The 18,061-nt window shown below is 61.5% G+C and carries 20 protein-coding genes and 1 pseudogene; 15 read left to right on the top strand and 6 right to left on the bottom strand.

Features of this window, described 5'->3' with window-relative positions; all coding sequences use genetic code 11:
- The 15 genes and pseudogenes from RMO18_RS11815 to RMO18_RS11745 all read left to right on the top strand — a co-directional run.
- The coding region (locus tag RMO18_RS11815; protein WP_405054059.1) for a head-tail adaptor protein at window positions 1-114 on the top strand (114 nt) is incomplete at its 5' end.
- Window positions 111-506, top strand: a complete 396-nt coding sequence (locus RMO18_RS11810) for a DUF3168 domain-containing protein (RefSeq protein WP_309666113.1) — start codon at window positions 111-113, stop codon at window positions 504-506. The genes RMO18_RS11815 and RMO18_RS11810, both read left to right, overlap by 4 nt.
- Before the next feature lie 62 nt (window positions 507-568).
- Window positions 569-982 (top strand): phage major tail protein, TP901-1 family, encoded by a 414-nt coding sequence (locus tag RMO18_RS11805; protein ID WP_309666112.1) that lies wholly within the window; start codon window positions 569-571, stop codon window positions 980-982.
- Entirely contained in the window at window positions 982-1,302 is a 321-nt protein-coding gene (locus RMO18_RS11800; RefSeq protein WP_309666110.1) for a gene transfer agent family protein, read from the top strand. The genes RMO18_RS11805 and RMO18_RS11800 overlap by 1 nt, the downstream gene beginning before the upstream one ends.
- Entirely contained in the window at window positions 1,299-1,538 is a 240-nt protein-coding gene (locus tag RMO18_RS11795) for a rcc01693 family protein (protein ID WP_309666109.1), read from the top strand. Before RMO18_RS11800 ends, RMO18_RS11795 begins: the two co-directional genes overlap by 4 nt.
- On the top strand, window positions 1,495-2,145 hold the full coding sequence (locus tag RMO18_RS11790) for a phage tail tape measure protein (RefSeq protein ID WP_309666108.1): 651 nt from the start codon (window positions 1,495-1,497) through the stop codon (window positions 2,143-2,145). The genes RMO18_RS11795 and RMO18_RS11790 overlap by 44 nt, the downstream gene beginning before the upstream one ends.
- Window positions 2,146-2,155: 10 nt before the next feature.
- Window positions 2,156-2,788, top strand: a complete 633-nt coding sequence (locus RMO18_RS11785) for a DUF2460 domain-containing protein (RefSeq protein ID WP_309666107.1) — start codon at window positions 2,156-2,158, stop codon at window positions 2,786-2,788.
- Window positions 2,785-3,612: a DUF2163 domain-containing protein gene (locus RMO18_RS11780; RefSeq protein WP_309666106.1), complete on the top strand. Its 828-nt coding sequence runs from the start codon at window positions 2,785-2,787 to the stop codon at window positions 3,610-3,612. Before RMO18_RS11785 ends, RMO18_RS11780 begins: the two co-directional genes overlap by 4 nt.
- A 77-nt stretch (window positions 3,613-3,689) precedes the next feature.
- On the top strand, window positions 3,690-4,130 hold the full coding sequence (locus RMO18_RS11775) for a peptidase (protein WP_309666105.1): 441 nt from the start codon (window positions 3,690-3,692) through the stop codon (window positions 4,128-4,130).
- A pseudogene (locus tag RMO18_RS11770) lies at window positions 4,131-8,024 on the top strand (glycoside hydrolase TIM-barrel-like domain-containing protein).
- 49 nt (window positions 8,025-8,073) lie between these two features.
- Entirely contained in the window at window positions 8,074-8,310 is a 237-nt protein-coding gene (locus RMO18_RS11765) for a hypothetical protein (RefSeq protein WP_309666104.1), read from the top strand.
- Window positions 8,311-8,386: 76 nt separating this feature from the next.
- On the top strand, window positions 8,387-9,193 hold the full coding sequence (cysE, locus tag RMO18_RS11760) for a serine O-acetyltransferase (protein ID WP_309666103.1): 807 nt from the start codon (window positions 8,387-8,389) through the stop codon (window positions 9,191-9,193).
- A gap of 46 nt (window positions 9,194-9,239) precedes the next feature.
- Complete coding sequence (locus RMO18_RS11755; protein WP_309666102.1) at window positions 9,240-9,851, top strand: lysophospholipid acyltransferase family protein; 612 nt, start codon at window positions 9,240-9,242, stop codon at window positions 9,849-9,851.
- Window positions 9,848-10,792 (top strand): phosphatidate cytidylyltransferase, encoded by a 945-nt coding sequence (locus RMO18_RS11750; protein ID WP_309666101.1) that lies wholly within the window; start codon window positions 9,848-9,850, stop codon window positions 10,790-10,792. The genes RMO18_RS11755 and RMO18_RS11750 overlap by 4 nt, the downstream gene beginning before the upstream one ends.
- Window positions 10,789-11,451: a CDP-alcohol phosphatidyltransferase family protein gene (locus tag RMO18_RS11745; RefSeq protein WP_309666100.1), complete on the top strand. Its 663-nt coding sequence runs from the start codon at window positions 10,789-10,791 to the stop codon at window positions 11,449-11,451. Before RMO18_RS11750 ends, RMO18_RS11745 begins: the two co-directional genes overlap by 4 nt.
- Here the strand turns inward: RMO18_RS11745 and RMO18_RS11740 are convergent.
- The 6 genes from RMO18_RS11740 to RMO18_RS11715 form a co-directional block, all read right to left on the bottom strand.
- Entirely contained in the window at window positions 11,448-12,734 is a 1,287-nt protein-coding gene (locus RMO18_RS11740) for a pyruvate dehydrogenase complex dihydrolipoamide acetyltransferase (protein ID WP_309666099.1), read from the bottom strand. The two genes, RMO18_RS11745 and RMO18_RS11740, sit on opposite strands and share 4 nt — an antisense overlap.
- Before the next feature lie 9 nt (window positions 12,735-12,743).
- Complete coding sequence (locus tag RMO18_RS11735; protein WP_309666098.1) at window positions 12,744-14,147, bottom strand: pyruvate dehydrogenase complex E1 component subunit beta; 1,404 nt, start codon at window positions 14,145-14,147, stop codon at window positions 12,744-12,746.
- A gap of 13 nt (window positions 14,148-14,160) precedes the next feature.
- Complete coding sequence (gene pdhA, locus RMO18_RS11730; protein ID WP_309666097.1) at window positions 14,161-15,147, bottom strand: pyruvate dehydrogenase (acetyl-transferring) E1 component subunit alpha; 987 nt, start codon at window positions 15,145-15,147, stop codon at window positions 14,161-14,163.
- A 352-nt stretch (window positions 15,148-15,499) separates the two neighbouring features.
- On the bottom strand, window positions 15,500-15,802 hold the full coding sequence (locus RMO18_RS11725; protein ID WP_309666096.1) for a septum formation initiator family protein: 303 nt from the start codon (window positions 15,800-15,802) through the stop codon (window positions 15,500-15,502).
- Window positions 15,803-15,912: 110 nt separating this feature from the next.
- A complete protein-coding gene (locus tag RMO18_RS11720; RefSeq protein WP_309666095.1) occupies window positions 15,913-16,803 on the bottom strand; it encodes a fructose bisphosphate aldolase in 891 nt (296 codons plus the stop codon).
- Between the two features lie 50 nt (window positions 16,804-16,853).
- A complete protein-coding gene (locus tag RMO18_RS11715) occupies window positions 16,854-18,032 on the bottom strand; it encodes a phosphoglycerate kinase (protein WP_309666094.1) in 1,179 nt (392 codons plus the stop codon).
- Between the last annotated feature and the right edge of the window lie 29 nt (window positions 18,033-18,061).

The following is an 18,061-nucleotide window of genomic DNA, read 5'->3' as shown; positions in this document are numbered from 1 at the left end:
CCCGAACAGCGGTTCCGTGAAGGGGCGCGGATCTTCACCATTCTGGCGGTGACCGAACGCGATGCGGATGGCCGCTATCTGACATGCTTTGCCCGTGAGGAGGTGCCGAAATGAGCTACGGTGCAGCCGCTGCCCTGCAGTCGGCGGTGTTTCAGGCGTTGACCGGGTTTCCCGCGCTGTCGGGGGTCGCGATCTACGACGCGGTGCCGCCAAGCCCGGCGGCAACCTTCGTGCTGATCGGGCCGGAAGAAGCGCGCGACCAATCCGACAAGTCGGGCGCGGGGGCTGAACATCAGCTGGTGATCAGCGTGATCACCGACGCGACGGGGTTCTTGAGCATCAAGACCGTGGCCGCGGCGATTTCGGACGCGTTGATCGGAGTGCCGCTGACGCTGTCGCGTGGCCAGTTGGTGAGCCTTTACTTCCTGCGCGCCTCGGCCCGGCGGATCAGCGAAGGCGAGACACGACGGATCGATCTGACATTCAGGGCCCGCGTCCAGCTGTAGCCCCTTTGCCCACGGCCATATGGCCGGGGCTTTCCTTCACTCATAGTTTTTGGAGAACGGACATGGCTGTGCAAAGCGGCAAGGATCTTTTGATCAAGATAGACCAGACCGGGGACGGGCAGTTCCTGACCATCGCGGGGCTGCGGGCAACGCGGATCAGCTTCAACACAGAATCTGTGGATGTGACCAGCCTTGAAAGCCAGGGCGGCTGGCGCGAGCTTTTGGCCGGGGCCGGGGTCAAATCGGCCTCGATCTCGGGGTCGGGGGTGTTTCGCGACGCGAACACCGACGAGCGCGCCCGACAGATTTTCTTTGATGGGGAAATTCCTAAGTTTCAGATGGTTATCCCAAGTTTCGGGGTGATTGAGGGCCTGTTTCAGATCACCTCGATTGAGTACGCGGGCAGCCACAACGACGAGGCAAGCTATGAGATGTCGATGTCGTCGGCGGGGCCGCTGATCTTTACGGCGCTGTGATGGTCAACCCTTGGACGGGCGAGGTGGCGATCTGGCTGGATGGTCAGCGCCATGTCGCCAAGTTGACACTTGGGGCGCTGGCGGAACTGGAGACGGCGCTGGAGACCGGATCGCTGATCGACCTGGTGGAGCGGTTCGAGGGTGCGCGGTTCTCTACCCGTGATGTGCTGGCGCTGATCGTGGCGGGCCTGCGGGGCGGCGGCTGGCAAGGCACGGCTGCGGACCTGCGCACCGTGGAAATTGGCGGTGGACCGATGGAGGCGGCACGGGCGGCGGCGGAGCTTTTGGCCCGCGCCTTCGCCCTGCCTGGCGAGGGATGAACGGGATCGACTGGCGCGGCTTGCTGCAGGCGGGCCTGCATGGGCTGGGGCTGGAACCGGCAGTGTTCTGGCGGCTGACCCCGGTGGAGTTGAGGATCATGCTGGGGGCGGAGCATAGCGCGCCGCCCCTGACGCGGGCACGGCTGGCGGAACTTGCGGCGGCATTTCCGGATGTAGTGAAGGGGAAAAGCGATGGCAGATATCAATACGATGCAGGATCAGCTGACCGCACTTGAGGCGCAGCTTGGGTCATCGGCCTCGATGGTCGCGGCGTTCGATGGCGAGCTGTCGCGGATGCGGGAGACGATGATTTTCACCGGGCGTGAGGTCAACACGTTGTCGAGCGGTATCAGCGGCGGGCTACGCAAATCGTTCGACGGGCTGATCTTCGATGGGATGAAGCTGAATGATGCGCTGAAGGGCGTGGCGCGGACGATCGTGGACACGGTCTATTCGATTGCCATGAAGCCGGTGACCGGGGCGCTTGGCGGCCTGCTGGCGCAGGGCGTGTCGTCGGTGATGGGATCGTTCATGCCGTTTCAGAACGGCGGGGCGTTTTCGCAGGGCCGGGTGATGCCGTTTGCCAAGGGCGGCGTGGTGTCGTCGCCGTCCACGTTTCCGATGCGGGGCGGGCGTGGGTTGATGGGCGAGGCGGGGCCTGAGGCGATCATGCCGCTGGCGCGGGGCGCCGACGGTCGGCTGGGCGTGCAGGCAGGCGGCGGGCGGGCGGTCAATGTGGTGATGAACATCACCACGCCTGACGTACAGGGATTTCAGCGCAGCCAGGCCCAAGTGGCGGCACAGGTCAGCCGCGCGTTGGCGCGTGGCAACCGGAACCGGTGAGGACAAAATCATGGCATTTCACGAGATACGCTTTCCTGCGAACCTGAGCTTTGGGTCAGTCGGCGGGCCGGAGCGGCGCACCGAAGTGGTGACGCTGGCCAACGTCTTTGAAGAACGCAACACGCCCTGGGCGCATTCGCGCCGGCGCTATGATGCGGGGGTGGGGCTGCGGTCGCTTGATGACGTGGAGACGCTGATCGCGTTCTTCGAGGCCAGGGCCGGGCAGCTGCATGGGTTTCGCTGGAAAGACTGGTCCGACTACAAGTCTTGTCCTGCGTCCAAGGCTCCGGGTCCGGAAGACCAGTTGATCGGAACCGGTGATGGTGTTGCGAGGGTGTTCCGTTTGCAAAAGACCTATCGGTCTGGCGAGGAAAGCTACGTCCGTCCCATATTGAAGCCAGTGGTGGGGACGGTGGTGGTGGCGGTGTCGGGTGACGCCAAGATTGAAAGTCTGGAATTCACCGTGAACTACCAGACGGGTGAGATCACCTTTGCGGTGGCCCCGGATCTGGATACGCGGGTGACTGCGGGGTACGAGTTTGACGTGGCAGTGCGGTTTGACGTGGACAGCATCCAGACGTCGGTTTCATCGTTTCAGGCAGGCAACGTGCCGACAGTGCCGGTCGTGGAGATCAGGCTATGACTGCGGAAGCGCTGTATGCGCATCTGCAGAGCGGTGCTACAACAGTCTGTCGCGCCTGGATGGTGACGCGGGGCGATGGCATGGTTCTGGGGTTTACCGACCATGACCGCGATCTGACGATTGATGGTGTGGTCTGCCGGGCGGATACGGGAATGACCGCGCGCGCCTTGCAGCAGACGACGGGCCTGTCGGTAGACAATAGCGAGGCTGTGGGCGCGTTAAGCGACGCGTCGGTGACCGAGGCAGACTTGCTGGCCGGTCGGTTTGACGGCGGGGACGTGCGGGCCTGGCTGGTGAACTGGGTGAACCCGGAGGATCGTGTCGAGCAATTTCGCGGCTCGATCGGCGAGATTGTGCGGTCCGGCGGAAGTTTCAAGGCGGAACTGCGGGGCTTGAGCGACGCGCTGAACCGGCCGCAAGGCTTTGCCTATCAGCCGGCCTGCTCGGCGGTTCTTGGCGATGGGCGCTGCCGGTTTGCGCCGGTGCAGCCGGGCTACTATGCTGATCGCGCAGTCGAGACTGTCGAAGACGAACGATTGTTCATCTTTTCTACCTTTGCCGGCTTTGATGAACGATGGTTCGACTATGGCCGGTTTGAAGTGTTGTCCGGGGCAGCGAAAGGTCTGATCGGGGTCATCAAGTCGGACCGGACCGAAGCCAATGGCCGCCGGATCGATCTGTGGCAATCGCTTGGCGCAGAGGTCGTTCCCGGTGACATGGTCCGGATGATTGCGGGCTGCGACAAGGCACCGACAACCTGCCGCACAAAGTTTGCCAACTTTCTGAACTTTCGGGGGTTTCCGCACATTCCGGGTGAGGACTGATTGGCGTCTTATCCAGTGTCCGATCGACCAAAGACTGGTGGCAGCTTGTTTGGTGTCGCGGGCACTGCGGGCTTCTGATGGACGGCGAATGGATTGTGACCGAGGCCAGAAGCTGGATCGGGACGCCTTACCTGCATCAAGCCAGTGTAAAGGCGGCCGGGGCGGATTGCCTTGGCCTGCTGCGCGGCATCTGGCGCGCGGCTTACGGCGAAGAGCCGGAAGTGGTGCCGCCCTATACCGAGGATTGGGCGGAACCTGATAAGCGCGAGGTGTTGCTGGAGGCGGCGCATCGGCTGCTGATCGCAAAGCCGAAGTCGGATGCCGCGCGGGGCGATGTGCTGCTGTTCCGAATGCGTGAAGGCAGCATCGCCAAGCATCTTGGCATCCAGTCCGAGATCTGGCCATCAGCGCGATTTGTCCATGCCTATACCGATCATGGCGTGATCGAGAGCCCCTTGTCCCTGCCATGGGACCGGCGGATCGCGGCGCGTTTTGCTTTTCCCAAAGGAGCCGACTGAATGGCCACTCTTCTTCTTTCGGCGGCCGGGGCCGCGCTGGGCGCTGGCTTTGGCGGTGCAGTTCTTGGGCTTTCAGGGGCCGTCATCGGCCGCGCCATCGGGGCCACGCTTGGCAGGGTGATCGACCAGCGGCTGCTGGGTGCGGGATCGGACCCGGTAGATGTGGGCCGGTTGGACCGGCTGCGGCTGACCGGGGCAGGCGAGGGTGCTGCAATTTCGCAGCTTTGGGGCCGGATGCGGCTTCCTGGGCAGGTGATCTGGGCCACGCAGTTCACCGAAACGGTGCAACGCAGGCGCAGCGGCAAGGGGGCGCCGAAGCCAAAGGTGAACGAGTACAGCTATTCCGTCAGCCTGGCGATCGCATTGTGCGAAGGCGAGATCCTGCGGGTAGGGCGAGTCTGGGCGGACGGCAACGAAATCTCGCCGCGCGATCTGAACATGCGCGTCTATTCGGGCAGCGAGACCCAGTTGCCAGACCCCAAGATCGAGGCTGTTGAGGGGGCCGGCAAAGCGCCTGCCTATCGTGGGCTGGCTTATGTGGTGATCGAGGATCTAGAGCTATCGCCCTATGGCAACCGGGTTCCGCAGTTCAATTTCGAGGTTGTTCGCGCAGCACAGGGCCCTTTGGTCGACGCGGAAGGCACCCTAAATGCAGCCGTGCGGGCAGTTGCGCTGATCCCTGGAACCGGCGAATACGGACTGGCGACCACGCCTGTGCATTATGCGGACGGCCCGGGGAGAAACCGGACAGCGAACGTTCATTCACCGTCCGGCCTGACCGATTTCGCGACGAGCCTGGAGCAGTTGAACGAAGAATTGCCGGCCTGTGGTTCTGTGTCCTTAATCGTATCGTGGTTCGGGGATGATCTGCGCTGTGGGTCGTGCGAGATCAGGCCGAAAGTCGAACAGCGGTTGCGCGATGGCGTCGGAATGCCCTGGCGCGCGGGTGGCATCTCCAGAGCCGCCGCGCAAGAAGTTCCCACGGTTGATGGCAAGTCGATCTATGGCGGAACACCGACCGATGCCTCGGTGATCGAGGCGATCAGGGCGATCAAGGCCAAGGGGCAGGAGGTGATGTTCTATCCCTTCATCCTTATGGATCAGGTCCTCGGCAACACTTTGCTCGATCCCTGGACCGGGTCATCGACCCAGCCTGCCTTGCCTTGGCGCGGCAGGATCACGCTTTCTGTGGCCCCCGGAAATGCGGGAACGCCGGATCGGACTGCGGGTGCCGCAAGCGAAGTTGCGGCTTTCTTCGGCACCGCACAACCCGCACATTTCACGGTGTCGGGTCAGACCGCGTCGTACACCGGACCAAATGAGTGGAGCTACCGGCGGTTCATTTTGCACAACGCCAAGGTCTGTGCTTTGGCCGGTGGCGTGGATGCGTTCTGCATCGGGTCGGAAATGCGAAGCTTGACGCAAATCCGGGCGGCCGCCGACAGTTTTCCTGCTGTGCAGGCTCTACGGCAGCTGGCCGCCGATGTGCGCGCGATCCTTGGGCCGTCGACCAAGATCAGCTATGCGGCGGACTGGACGGAGTATTTTGGCTATCAGACGGGGTCGGATGTCTATTTCCATCTTGACCCGCTCTGGTCCGACGCGAACATCGATTTCATTGCTATCGACAATTACATGCCTGCGTCGGATTGGCGTGAGGGTGAGGAGCATGCTGACGCGCACTGGGGTGCCCTCTACAATCCGGAGTACCTGAAGGCCAACATCGCCGGGGGCGAGGGTTTTGACTGGTACTATGACAGCCCTGAAGGCGAGGCAGCGCAACGGCGTCTTCCGATTACGGATGGCGCTTATGGCGAACCGTGGGTCTTTCGCTATAAGGATCTGAAGTCTTGGTGGTCGAACCTGCATTTCGAACGCTCTGGTGGCGTGCGGGCGACCCAGCCAACCGGATGGGTGCCCGGCGCCAAGCCCTTCCGGTTTAGCGAATACGGCTGTGCCGCGGTTGACAAGGGCACGAACCAGCCGAACCGTTTCATTGATCTCAAATCCTCGGAGTCCGGCCTGCCGAAGTTTTCCAACGGGCGGCGGGACGATTTGATTCAGATGCAGTTCTTGCTGGCGATGTCTGATTACTGGGCTGACCCCCTGAACAATCCGCAATCGGCGCTTTACGGTGGACCGATGGTCGACATGGACCACGCGCATGTCTGAGCCTGGGACGCCCGGCCTTTCCCGGAGTTTCCGGCCCAGGTGGATGTCTGGAGCGACGGAGACAATTACTCGCGCGGGCACTGGCTGAACGGGCGGGCAACGAACCAGCCGCTGTCGGCGGTGATCCGCGAAATCTGTCAGCGGTCCGGGATTACCGCGGTCGACACGGGAACGCTGTTCGGCTTGTTGCGTGGCTATGTGCAAGCCGATGTGACCACTGCTCGTGCGGCATTGCAGCCCCTGATGCTGGCATTGGGCTTTGACGTCGTGGAACGTGACGGTGAGCTCTTGTTCAGAAATCGCGACGGTCGGGTTGTTGCCGAACTGACCGATGATTGTTTTGCGATCGTGTCCGATCTGGACGGGACCTTTGAAACAGCGCGGGGATCGGAGGCGGAAACGGCAGGACAAGTCCGGCTCGGCTACGTGGATGCACAGTCGAGCTATGAGGTCCGCGCCGTAGAGGTGCGGTTCCCCGACGAAGAGGCGCGCGGCGTGTCGCAGACTGAAGTCTCGATTGCGATGACAAAGGCTGAAGGCCGGGCCACGGTGGAACGGTGGCTTGCGGAATCGCGTGTTGCGCGGGACAGCGCCCGTTTCGCGCTGCCCAAATCGCGATTGATGATCGGCGCAGGTGACGTTGTCCGCGCGAAAGGCCGCCGTTACCGGGTGGACCGGGTTGAACAGGCCGAAGCGCAGATCATCGATGCAGTCCGCGTAGAGCCGGGAATCTACCTTCCGTCCGACACTTCCGGCGAAAGCTTCGCGTTGCGCCAGTTTGTGGCGCCAGTGCCGGTGCTTCCGGTGTTTCTTGACCTGCCGTTGTTGACCGGGGACGAAGTAGAGCATGCGCCGCACATCGCAGTTGCAGCATCGCCTTGGCCAGGGTCGGTTGCGGTTTGGTCGTCAGCTGAAGACGCGGGCTATGAGATCAATCGGCTGGTTGCTGCGCCCGCTGTGGTAGGTGTCACTGAATCACCTTTGCTGGCCGCGAGGCCAGGTGTGTGGGATCGCGGCGCGCCATTGCGGATCAAGGTTTCGGGCGGAACGCTGAGCTCGGCTTCGCAGGTATCAACCCTGAATGGTGCCAATGCGATGGCGATTGGCGATGGGACGGCTGGCACCTGGGAAGTGTTCCAGTTTGCAAACGCGCAGATTGTGGCACCCGACACCTATGAAGTCTCGGTTCGCCTGCGAGGCCAGCAAGGGACGGACGGCATCATGCCGCCAGTTTGGCCCATTGGCAGCACGGTGGTTCTGATAGATCTGGCACTGACGCAGATAGACCTGCCGCTTTCTGCACGCGGTTTGGCCAGATACTATCGGATCGGCGGCACATCGCGCGGTTACGAAGACCCGAATGTCGTGCTGAAAGTGGAAGCTTTTGACGGCATCGGACTGCGACCATATCCGGTTTCACATTTGCGGGCCACGACCAGTTCCGGAGAGGTCCACTTAGCCTGGAAGCGAAGGACGCGGATCGAAGGGGACAACTGGCAGGTTGCCGAGGTCCCGTTGGGTGAGACCAGCGAGGGCTATATTGTGCGGATTGTCCAAGCCTCGGAAATCCTGGCCGAATACGCCGCAACATTGTCAGCGTTCACCTATTCCACAGCTTCGCAGACCCAGGATGGAGTGGCGGGCTCCTTCGAGATTCAGGTGGCGCAGCTGTCATCTCGATTCGGCCCCGGTCCATTTCGCAGCGTTACAATCGCGCCATAGCATGCGGACGCCGACGGCTGTGGAGCTTGTTTTGCTTGCCAGAGTTCTGATGCTGCTTCCCGGTACCGGGCGCAGGAGTGCTGCGGATGCTATGATGTGCGAGGTCGAAGTGGCATATGCCCATTTCCAGCGGTATCAACGGATCCATCCAGCTTTTGGCGACGGCAGCCTGATGTCGCGGGCTTTGTCTTTGGAGCCGGGTCCCGAGCCACTTGCGAATGACCCCGAGTTCTTGCAATCGATCAAGATCGCGGCGGAAGCATTGGACCATCATTTCACAATGTGATCGAGATCTTCACAACTTTGAGTGTCACTGCTGACCAAAGTCGTGCTAAAGAAAATCTCTGCAGGGAGACTTCGTCATGGCTGAGATCAAACCGAAAATGACGACCATCGACCCCGTCTGGCAGCGGGTCTGCGAAGAGGCGGTCGATGCGATCAGGGCCGAACCGCTGCTCGGCGGCTTGATTCATTCTGGTCTTTTACATCATTCTACAATGGAGCGGGCCCTAGCCTACCGCTTTTCGATGAAGCTTGCATCAGGCGAGATGAGCGAACAGATTCTGCGAGAAATCGCGGATGAGGCCTACGACAGTGATCCGGAACTCGGCGCTGCCGCCAGATCGGATCTTATGGCAGTTTACGAGCGCGATCCTGCTTGCCATCGCGTCCTGCAGCCAATTCTCTTCTTCAAAGGTTATCAGGCGGTTCAGGCTTATCGTGTTGGCCACTGGCTGTGGCGAACGGGCCGGATCGATCTGGCGTATTTTGTTCAGATGCGAGTGTCAGAAGCGTTCGGAGTCGATATTCACCCGGCAGCGAAGATCGGCAAGGGCATCATGATTGACCATGCTCATTCCATCGTCATCGGAGAAACGGCCGTCGTTGGGGACAACGTCTCCATGTTGCATTCAGTCACGCTCGGCGGCACCGGCAAGGAAGATGATGACCGGCATCCGAAAATCGGGGATGGCGTTCTGATCGGGGCAGGGGCCAAGGTCTTGGGTAACATTAAGGTCGGTCATTGCTCTCGAATTGCGGCAGGGTCGGTCGTGTTGGAGGATGTACCTCATAATACGACCGTTGCCGGTGTTCCGGCCAGAGTGGTTGGAAAGGCGGGTTGTGCCCAGCCTGCACTGACCATGGATCAGATCCTGAAGTCGAAATGACACCGTTGGTATGACTCTCGGCGCAAGATCCTTTGCGGCGAGAGTGATGGGCGAAGCGATCTCTCTCTTTGCCCGCTTCATAACCGCACCGCGCGCAATCTGGCAGGGTATGGCGCCTGTTCCCGGCCAGCGTGTGTATTTTGCCAACCATAGTTCTAACGGGGACTTCGTCCTGATCTGGACGGTTCTTCCAGCGCCCCTACGTCGCCAGACACGCCCGGTGGCCGCACTCGACTACTGGCTCACGTCGCCGTTGCGGGCCTTTATCGGGCGTGACGTCTTCAAGGCCGTTCTCATCGATCGGCGGCCGGAAGCGCGGACTGCGGATCCGGTTGAGCAGATGGTCGAGGCGCTTGATCACGGCTCATCCCTGATTATCTTTCCGGAAGGCAAGCGCAACAATTCCGATGACAGGCTTCTGGCTTTCAAGTCAGGGCTTTATCACCTTGCCTGCTGCCGTCCTGCAGTTGATCTTGTTCCTGTCTGGATCGCAAATCTCAACAAAGTCATGCCGAAAGGCGAAATCATTCCGGTTCCCCTGATCTGCACACTCACCTTCGGGGCACCGCTGCATCTGTTGCCGGATGAGCCGAAGGATGCCTTTCTTGCCCGCGCTTCAACTGCGTTGTTCGCCTTGTCGCATGAGCCGAAAGGATGAGCAGCCCGCACCTCGTCTGGCTGCTTGGCGGCGTGGCTGTCATTCTGGTTCTGGCTTCGATTGTCGGAGCGGTGCTGAGGCTTCGCCTCTCGCCAGACGGCACCAATGCGGTGATCGAAAACCTGAATGCCCGGATCAACGCCTGGTGGGCGATGGTGATCCTGCTTGGGCTTGCGTTTCTTGCAGGAAAGACCGGCGTGATAATGCTGTTCGCGCTCTGCTCATTTGCCGCGCTGCGCGAGTTCCTCACCCTGACCACCCATTCGCGCGAAGATCACTGGTCGCTGGTGGCCAGCTTTTTCATGGTCTTGCCGTTCCAATATTATCTTATCGCCATCGATTGGTATGGCCTCTATTCCGTTTACGTTCCGGTTTACGTCTTCCTCCTGTTGCCAGTCGTTTCCGCCCTGCGCGGCAACCCAAAAAATTTCCTTGTCCGCGTGTCGGAAACGCAATGGGCGCTGATGATCTGCGTGTTCTGCGTGAGTCATGTGCCTGCCCTTCTCAGCCTGCAGATTCCGGGCTTTGAAGGTCGCAATGTCATTCTCATCGCCTACCTGATCTTTGTCGTGCAGCTATCGGACGTGATGCAATATGTTTGGGGCAAGTTGATCGGCCGCACAAAGATCGCGCCCACACTCTCGCCTTCCAAGACATGGGAGGGGCTGGTGGGTGGTGCCCTTACAGCCACATTCGTCGGCACCTCGCTTTGGTGGATGACGCCTTTCACCATGGGGCAGGCTGCATTGATGTGCCTTACCATCACCATCATGGGATTTTTTGGCGGTCTCGTGATGTCTGCGATCAAGCGCGACCGCGGGATAAAGGATTGGGGGCACCTCATTTCTGGGCATGGCGGGTTCTTGGACCGGCTTGACTCGGTGATCTTTGCTGCTCCCATATTCTTCCATATCACTCGGTACGGCTGGTCCCTGACATGAGCGACATGAACCAAGACCCAAGTGCCCCGACTGCCCGCCGCCCGCTTTCTTCGCGCAATGCGGGTTGGGCGAAATCGCTGGCCTCAAGGTTGGTTGCGGCCGAGGTCACGCCGAACCAGATTTCGCGTGCTTCAATTGGCTTTGCGGCCTTGGGAACCTTTCTCTTTGCCCTTGCGCCACTGGGGCCGGGCATTCTGGAGTGGCTGCTTCTTCTTCTCGCTGCCGGTGCAATTCAGGCGCGCTTGATCTGCAATCTTCTGGACGGGATGGTCGCTATCGAGGGCGGGCAGGCGGAAAGGGACGGACCGTTCTGGAACGAAGCACCAGACCGCGTCGCTGACCTGCTGCTGCTTGGCGGCGCGGGCATCGCGGCGGGTAACCCAGCCTTGGGCTTTCTGACTGCCGTCCTTGCAGTTACAACCGCTTACATCCGTGAACTTGGTCGGGCTGAAGGTCTTCCACCGGACTATTCCGGCCCAATGGCAAAGCCGCACCGGATGGCCGCACTTACCATTGGCACGGTCGTGGCAGCCTTCTCGCCATTTGGAACGACGGCGGAAGGGGTGCTCAGCCTGACGCTCTGGATCATTGTTGCCGGCACAGCAGCGACCATCGCGCGACGGTCGCTGCGGCTGATTGCGGCGCTGCAGGCGCGTTAGGCCAGCATCGCCATCGGGTTTTCCAGGTTTTCCACGATGGCCTTCAGGAACTCCGCTCCCAAGGCCCCGTCGATCACCCGATGATCCACCGACAGCGTCATCGACATCACCGTCGCCACGCCAATCGTGCCATCCCCCAGCACCACTGGCTTCTTGATCCCCGCACCCACTGCCAGAATTGACCCATGCGGCGGGTTGATCACTGCGTCGAAATTCTCCACCCCCATCATCCCGAGGTTGGAGATCGCGAAACTGCCGCCCTGATACTCCTGCGGTGCCAGCTTTTTCGTCTTCGCCCGCCCCGCCAGATCCTTCATCTCCGCCGACAGCGCGCTTAACGACTTCTTCTCGGCATCGCGCAGCACCGGCGTGAAAAGACCGCCCTCCACCGCCACCGCCACCGCCACGTCCGACGGCTTCAACCGCAGCATCCGGTCGCCCGCCCAGACGGCATTGGCATTCGGCACGGCTTGCAGCGCCATCGCGCAGGCCTTGATGATGAAATCGTTCAGGCTCAGCTTCACGCCGCGGCTTTCCAGCCCCTTGTTCAGCTGCTCGCGAAACGCCATCAGCGCGTCCAACCGCACCTCGCGCCGCAGATAGAAATGCGGGATCGTCTGCTTGGCTTCGGTCAGGCGCGCCGCAATCGTCCGGCGCATCCCGTCCAGCGGCACTTCCTCGTACTGGCGATCGGCGTACATCTTCAGCACGGTTTCCGTGGCCATGCCGGTCGGCATTCCCGCCGCCGGTTTCGCCGGTGCAGCGGCCGCCGCCGCTGCCGCGGCCGGAGCCGCCGCCACCGGCCTTGCCCCCTCGACATCCGCCTTCACGATCCGCCCATGCGGGCCGGAACCCGCGACCTTGGTCAGATCGAGGCCCTTCTCCGCCGCAATCCGCCGCGCCAAGGGCGAGGCAAACACTCTCGCGCCACCCGCCGCAACCGGCGCAGCTGGAGCCGCGACCGCCGCCGTCGCCGCAACAGCCGCCGCAACCGGAGCCGCCACAGCCTTCGCCGGGGCAGGCGCGGCACCGACGCTTTCGCCCTCTTCCAGCATCACCGCGATCGGGGCGTTGACCTTCACCCCCGCCGTGCCCTCAGCGACGAGCAGAGATCCGACGATCCCCTCGTCGACCGCCTCGAACTCCATCGTCGCTTTGTCAGTCTCGATCTCGGCAAGGATCTGGCCGGATTTGACCTTGTCCCCCGCCTTGACCAGCCATTTCGCCAGCGTCCCTTCCTCCATCGTGGGGGAAAGCGCCGGCATCAGAACTTGCGTAGCCATGGGTTCACCTCACCGGTAGCAAACGGATTTGACGGCGGCGACCACTTCGGCGGTCGTCGTCAGCGCAAGCTTTTCAAGGTTGGCCGCATAGGGCATCGGCACGTCCTTGCCGGTGCAGTTGATCACCGGCGCGTCCAGATGGTCGAACGCGCGCTGCATGATCACCGCCCCGATATGGTTGCCGATGGCCCCCACCGGGAAGCCCTCTTCCACCGTCACGCAGCGGTTGGTCTTCATCACGCTTGCCAGCACGGTATCGTAATCAATCGGGCGCAGCGTGCGCAGGTTGATCACCTCAGCCGAAATCCCCTCTTTCGCCAGCTCCTCCGCCGCCTGCAGGGCATAGGTCAGCCCGATGCTGAACGACACGATGGTCACATCGCTGCCTGCCCGCAGGATCGAGGCCTTGCCGAACGGCACCGTGAAATCAGGATCAGTAGGCACTTCGAACGAGCGTCCGTACAGAATCTCGTTCTCCAAGAAAATGACCGGGTTCGGATCGCGGATCGCCGTCTTCAACAGGCCCTTCGCGTCCGCTGCCGAATAGGGGATGCAAACCCGCAAGCCCGGGATCGCTGCATACCACGCCGAATAGTCCTGCGAATGCTGCGCCCCAACGCGCGCAGCAGCGCCGTTTGGCCCGCGGAACACTATGGGCGAGCCCATCTGGCCGCCCGACATATACAGCGTCTTCGCTGCGGAGTTAAGAATATGGTCAATGGCTTGCATCGCGAAGTTAAACGTCATGAACTCCAAGATCGGCTTGGTCCCGCCCCATGAGGCACCGATCGCAATCCCGGCAAAGCCCATCTCGGTGATCGGTGTGTCGACCACCCGCTTGGCCCCGAACTCGTCCAGCAGGCCCTGCGATATCTTGTAGGCCCCCTGATACTCGCCGACTTCCTCACCCATCAGGAACACCGTCGGATCGGCGCGCATTTCTTCGGCCATCGCCTCGCGCAGCGCCTCGCGCACCGTCATCGTCTTGGTCGGGCCTTCCGGCAGGTCCGCATGCGGCCAGCCTGACGCCGCCACCGGGGTAGGCGCCGCCGCAACCGCTGCCACCAGGGCCGCCGCAACTGCGGCAACCGGGGCCGCCGCAACCGGGGCCGCCGCAACCGCCGCGACCGGGGCCGCAACCGCTGCCTTCGGCGCATCCGACACCGTTTCCCCAGCCTCGACCATCACCATGATCGGCGTGTTCACCTTCACGCCACTGGTCCCCTCGGCCACCAGAATCCGGCCCACTGTGCCTTCATCCACCGCCTCGAATTCCATGGTGGCCTTGTCGGTCTCGATCTCGGCCAGGATCTGGCCGGACTTGACCACATCGCCTTCCTTCACCAGCCATTTTGCCAGCGTGCCCTCTTCCATCGTCGGCGACAGGGCGGGCATCAATACTTCAGTGGACATCTCATTCCCCCCCTTACGCGTAGATATCGGTCCAAAGCTCGCTCAGCGGCGGCTCCGGGCTGTCTTTGGCGAACTCGGCGCTCTCGTTCACGATCGCCTTGATGTCCTTGTCGATGGTCTTCAGATCCTCGTCCGACGCCAGCCCCGCCTGCAGCAGCAGGTCGCGCACATGTTCGATTGCGTCCTTTTCCGATCGCATCTTCTCCACCTCTTCGCGCGTGCGGTATTTCGCCGGGTCCGACATCGAATGCCCGCGATAGCGGTAGGTCATCATTTCCAGAATGTAGGGCCCCTTGCCGGCCCGGCAGTGCGCCACGGCCTTCTGCCCGGCAGCCTTCACTGCCAGCACATCCATCCCGTCAACCTGCTCACCCGGAATGCCATAGGCCAGCCCACGCCCGAAATAGGTGGTCGATTTGGTCGACCGCTTCACGCTCGTTCCCATTGCGTAACCGTTGTTTTCAATCACGAAAATCACCGGCAGGGCCCAAAGCTCAGCCATGTTGTAGGTCTCATAGACCTGGCCCTGGTTCGCAGCGCCGTCGCCGAAATAGGTGAAAGTCACATTGTCATTGCCAAGGTACTTGTCGGCGAATGCCAGCCCGGCGCCCAATGGCACCTGCGCGCCGACAATCCCGTGCCCGCCGTAGAAGTGTTTCTCCTTGGAGAACATGTGCATCGAGCCGCCCTTGCCCTTGGAGTAGCCCCCAATCCGCCCGGTCAGTTCCGCCATCACGCCCTTCGGGTCCATCCCGCAGGCCAGCATGTGCCCGTGGTCGCGGTAGCTGGTAACCCGCTTGTCACCCTCTTTCGCCGCCGCCTCCAGACCCACGACCACCGCTTCCTGCCCGATGTACAGATGGCAGAACCCGCCGATCAGCCCCATGCCGTACAGCTGCCCCGCCTTTTCCTCGAACCGACGGATCAGCAGCATGTCACGGTAATACTGCAGAAGTTCGTCTTTTGAGACATTGGGTCTTTCGGCTGGTTTCTTGGCCATCGGCGGCTCCCCCCGGAGAAGAATAGTTCAGTGTTAAACCATCTATAGCCTAACGAAAAAAACAGGGCAAAACAAAAGTTGTGGCAAGGCTGCTGTTGCTGAACGCAAGCATGATCTGCAATTGGATCAGGGCGCGAGGTCCGCGCCGCACAATGCAAAAGGCAGACAAAAAGCCTGCCCCATCCGATTCGCATTACATGGTTAACGCGGCTTTCTTCCAGCGTGCGTGTAGACGGAATGAAGACGCAAGGAAGACGAAAAGAAGATACCAAGAAGATCGCTAAAACTCAATAAAGCCAGAGGTTTAACTTGGCGCGCGGTGGTCTTGGCCAAGCCGCGAGAACACCCAAATCTACCGGATGACGATTTCATCCGAACGCACATAGCCAAGAATGTCGCGGGCTTGCTGGTCCAGAAGGTCGAGGTCCAGATAGCCATCTGACAGGCGTCGGGACAGGTTGCTCATCTCGGCCAATTCCAGCGCCAACTTGTCGCGCTCGACGGCCAGGGCTTCGGCTTCGGCCGTTATTTCAACACGGCGAAACACACCGTAGTCGCCTTGTACGGCCGCAAACGTGAAATAGGCGCCCAAGGTGAAGGACAGGGCAAGATAGATCAGCCCGCCCAAGCCTTGCCGTGTCTGGGATATCGTCATGCCAAGCCTCAGTCGCCCCTCTTGAACGGGAGCATCGCCGAATCATTGCACAATGATTCGGCTTTGTGAATCCTGAAAACGCTCAGGAGTCAAAGACTTGACCAGTCAGTTCACGCAATCGACGCGCGATAGATGCTGTCGATCGCTGCCCCCAGCGCCGCATCAAATTCCGCATCCGACTGTTGGGCGGACAGGCCCTCGGTCAGCGCGCGGCTGAAGCTGGCGATGATGCCGTGGTTCTGCGCCAGGATCGCGTTGGCCGCAGCGCGGGAATGCCCGCCCGACAGTGCCACTACCTTGAGCACTTTCGGGTGCTGGACCAGCGGCTTGTAGAAACCTGCCACCGTCGGCAGTGACAGCTTCAGCATCACCTGCCGACCTTGCGGCAAATGATCCAGCGCCAGCAGGATCTCTTCCTGCAGCATCGCTTCGGCCTTTTCCTTGTCTGCGATAGAAATCGTCACTTCCGGTTCAAGGATCGGCATCAATCCATGCGCTGCCACCTGGTCGCCGACCGCGAACTGCTGCGCCACGATGGCCGCAATGCCCTTGCGGTTCGCAGCATTCACCACCGAACGTTCCTTGGTGCCAAAGACCCCCGCCTTCGCTGCACGCGCCAGCAACCCGTCCAGCCCCGGCATTGGTTTCATCAGCTGCACGCCATCAGCTTCGGCCTCCAACCCCTTGTCTATCTTCAGAAAAGGTACGACATGCCGATTTTCCCACAGGTAGGTCGCGGTCGGTACCCCGTCGATATCGCGGTCCATCGTCTGTTCGAAAAGGATCGCGCCCACCACCTTGTCGCCAGTAAACGCGGGGCTCTTGATGATCCGCGACCGCATCGCGTGGATCATGTCGTACATTGCGACTTCACCTGAATAGGCACTCTCGTCGACGCCATACAGCTTCAGCGCCTTGGGCGTTGATCCCCCGCTCTGGTCAAGTGCTGCGATGAAGCCTTTGCCGCTGCGCACCTGTTCGGTCATCTTGGCGTTGGTCATGTCCGTCTCCCCTTGGTCCCATACAGGCATAGCCCGGAGCTTCTTCCGTCTCAACCCATCAGCGCGGCGACACCGGGCAATTCCTTGCCCTCCATCCATTCCAGGAACGCGCCGCCCGCAGTGGAGATGAAGGTGAAATCGTCTGCCGCCCCAGCCTTGTTTAGTGCGGCCACCGTATCACCGCCGCCTGCGACCGAGATCAAGTTGCCCGCCTTGGTCAGCCGCGCGGCCACCCGCGCCGCCGCATTGGTGGCCGCATCGAACGGCTCGATCTCGAACGCCCCCAAAGGCCCGTTCCAGATCAGCGTCTTCGCCAGTTCGAACACCGCCTCCAGCGCCGCCACCGTCTTTGGCCCCGCGTCCAGGATCATTGCGTCGGGCGGGCAGTCGCGCACGCCCACCACTTCGGATGCCGCCCCCGCCTTGAACTCCCGCGCTATCACCACATCGACCGGCAGATGGATCGAACAGCCTGACTTCTGCGCCTTGCGGAAGATCTCGCGCGCCGTTTCGGCCATTTCCCGCTCGGCCAGCGACCGGCCGACTTCGACGCCTTCGGCAACAAGGAACGTGTTGGCCATGCCACCCCCGATGACTAGATGATCGACCTTGGTCACCAGATTGGCCAGCAGTTCGATCTTTGTTGAAACTTTCGCGCCGCCGACCACCGCCACCACGGGCCGCTGCGGGTGGCCCAGCGCCGCCTCAAGCGCCCGCAACTCCTCCTCCATCAATCGCCCGGCACAGCTCGGCAAAAGCCGCGCCACCCCTTCGGTCGACGCATGCGCCCGGTGGGCTGCCGAAAACGCGTCGTTGCAGAAAATGTCGCCGAGCGAGGCCAAGACCTTCGCCATTTCGGGGTCGTTCGCTTCTTCCATTGGGGAAAATCGTGTGTTTTCAACCAATACCACCGCATCCTTCGGCAGCACGTCGATCGCTTCCCGGCTTGGGCGCTCCATGAACGTGACGCTGCGTCCCAGCGCCGCCTCCAGCGCAGGTTGCACCAGCTTCAGGCTCATTTCCGGCACCACCTTACCCTTCGGCCGCCCGAAATGCGCTAGCAGCACCACCTTGCCACCCTTGGCCAAAATGTCTTGTACAGTCGGCACGATCTTCTCGATCCGCGTTGCGTCCGTTACCACGCTGCCTTCCATCGGCACATTGATGTCGACGCGGGTCAGCACGACCTTGCCGGCCACTTCCATGTCATCGAGCGTCTTCCACGGCATCGCAAATCTCCTAATCGGTTCAACCCGCT

Origin of the sequence: Tabrizicola sp., from assembly GCF_031377265.1 — a bacterium.
GTDB lineage: Bacteria > Pseudomonadota > Alphaproteobacteria > Rhodobacterales > Rhodobacteraceae > JAUYQR01.
Note: the sequence above shows the minus strand (reverse complement) of the source record. Positions and strands in the feature narration are given on the sequence as shown.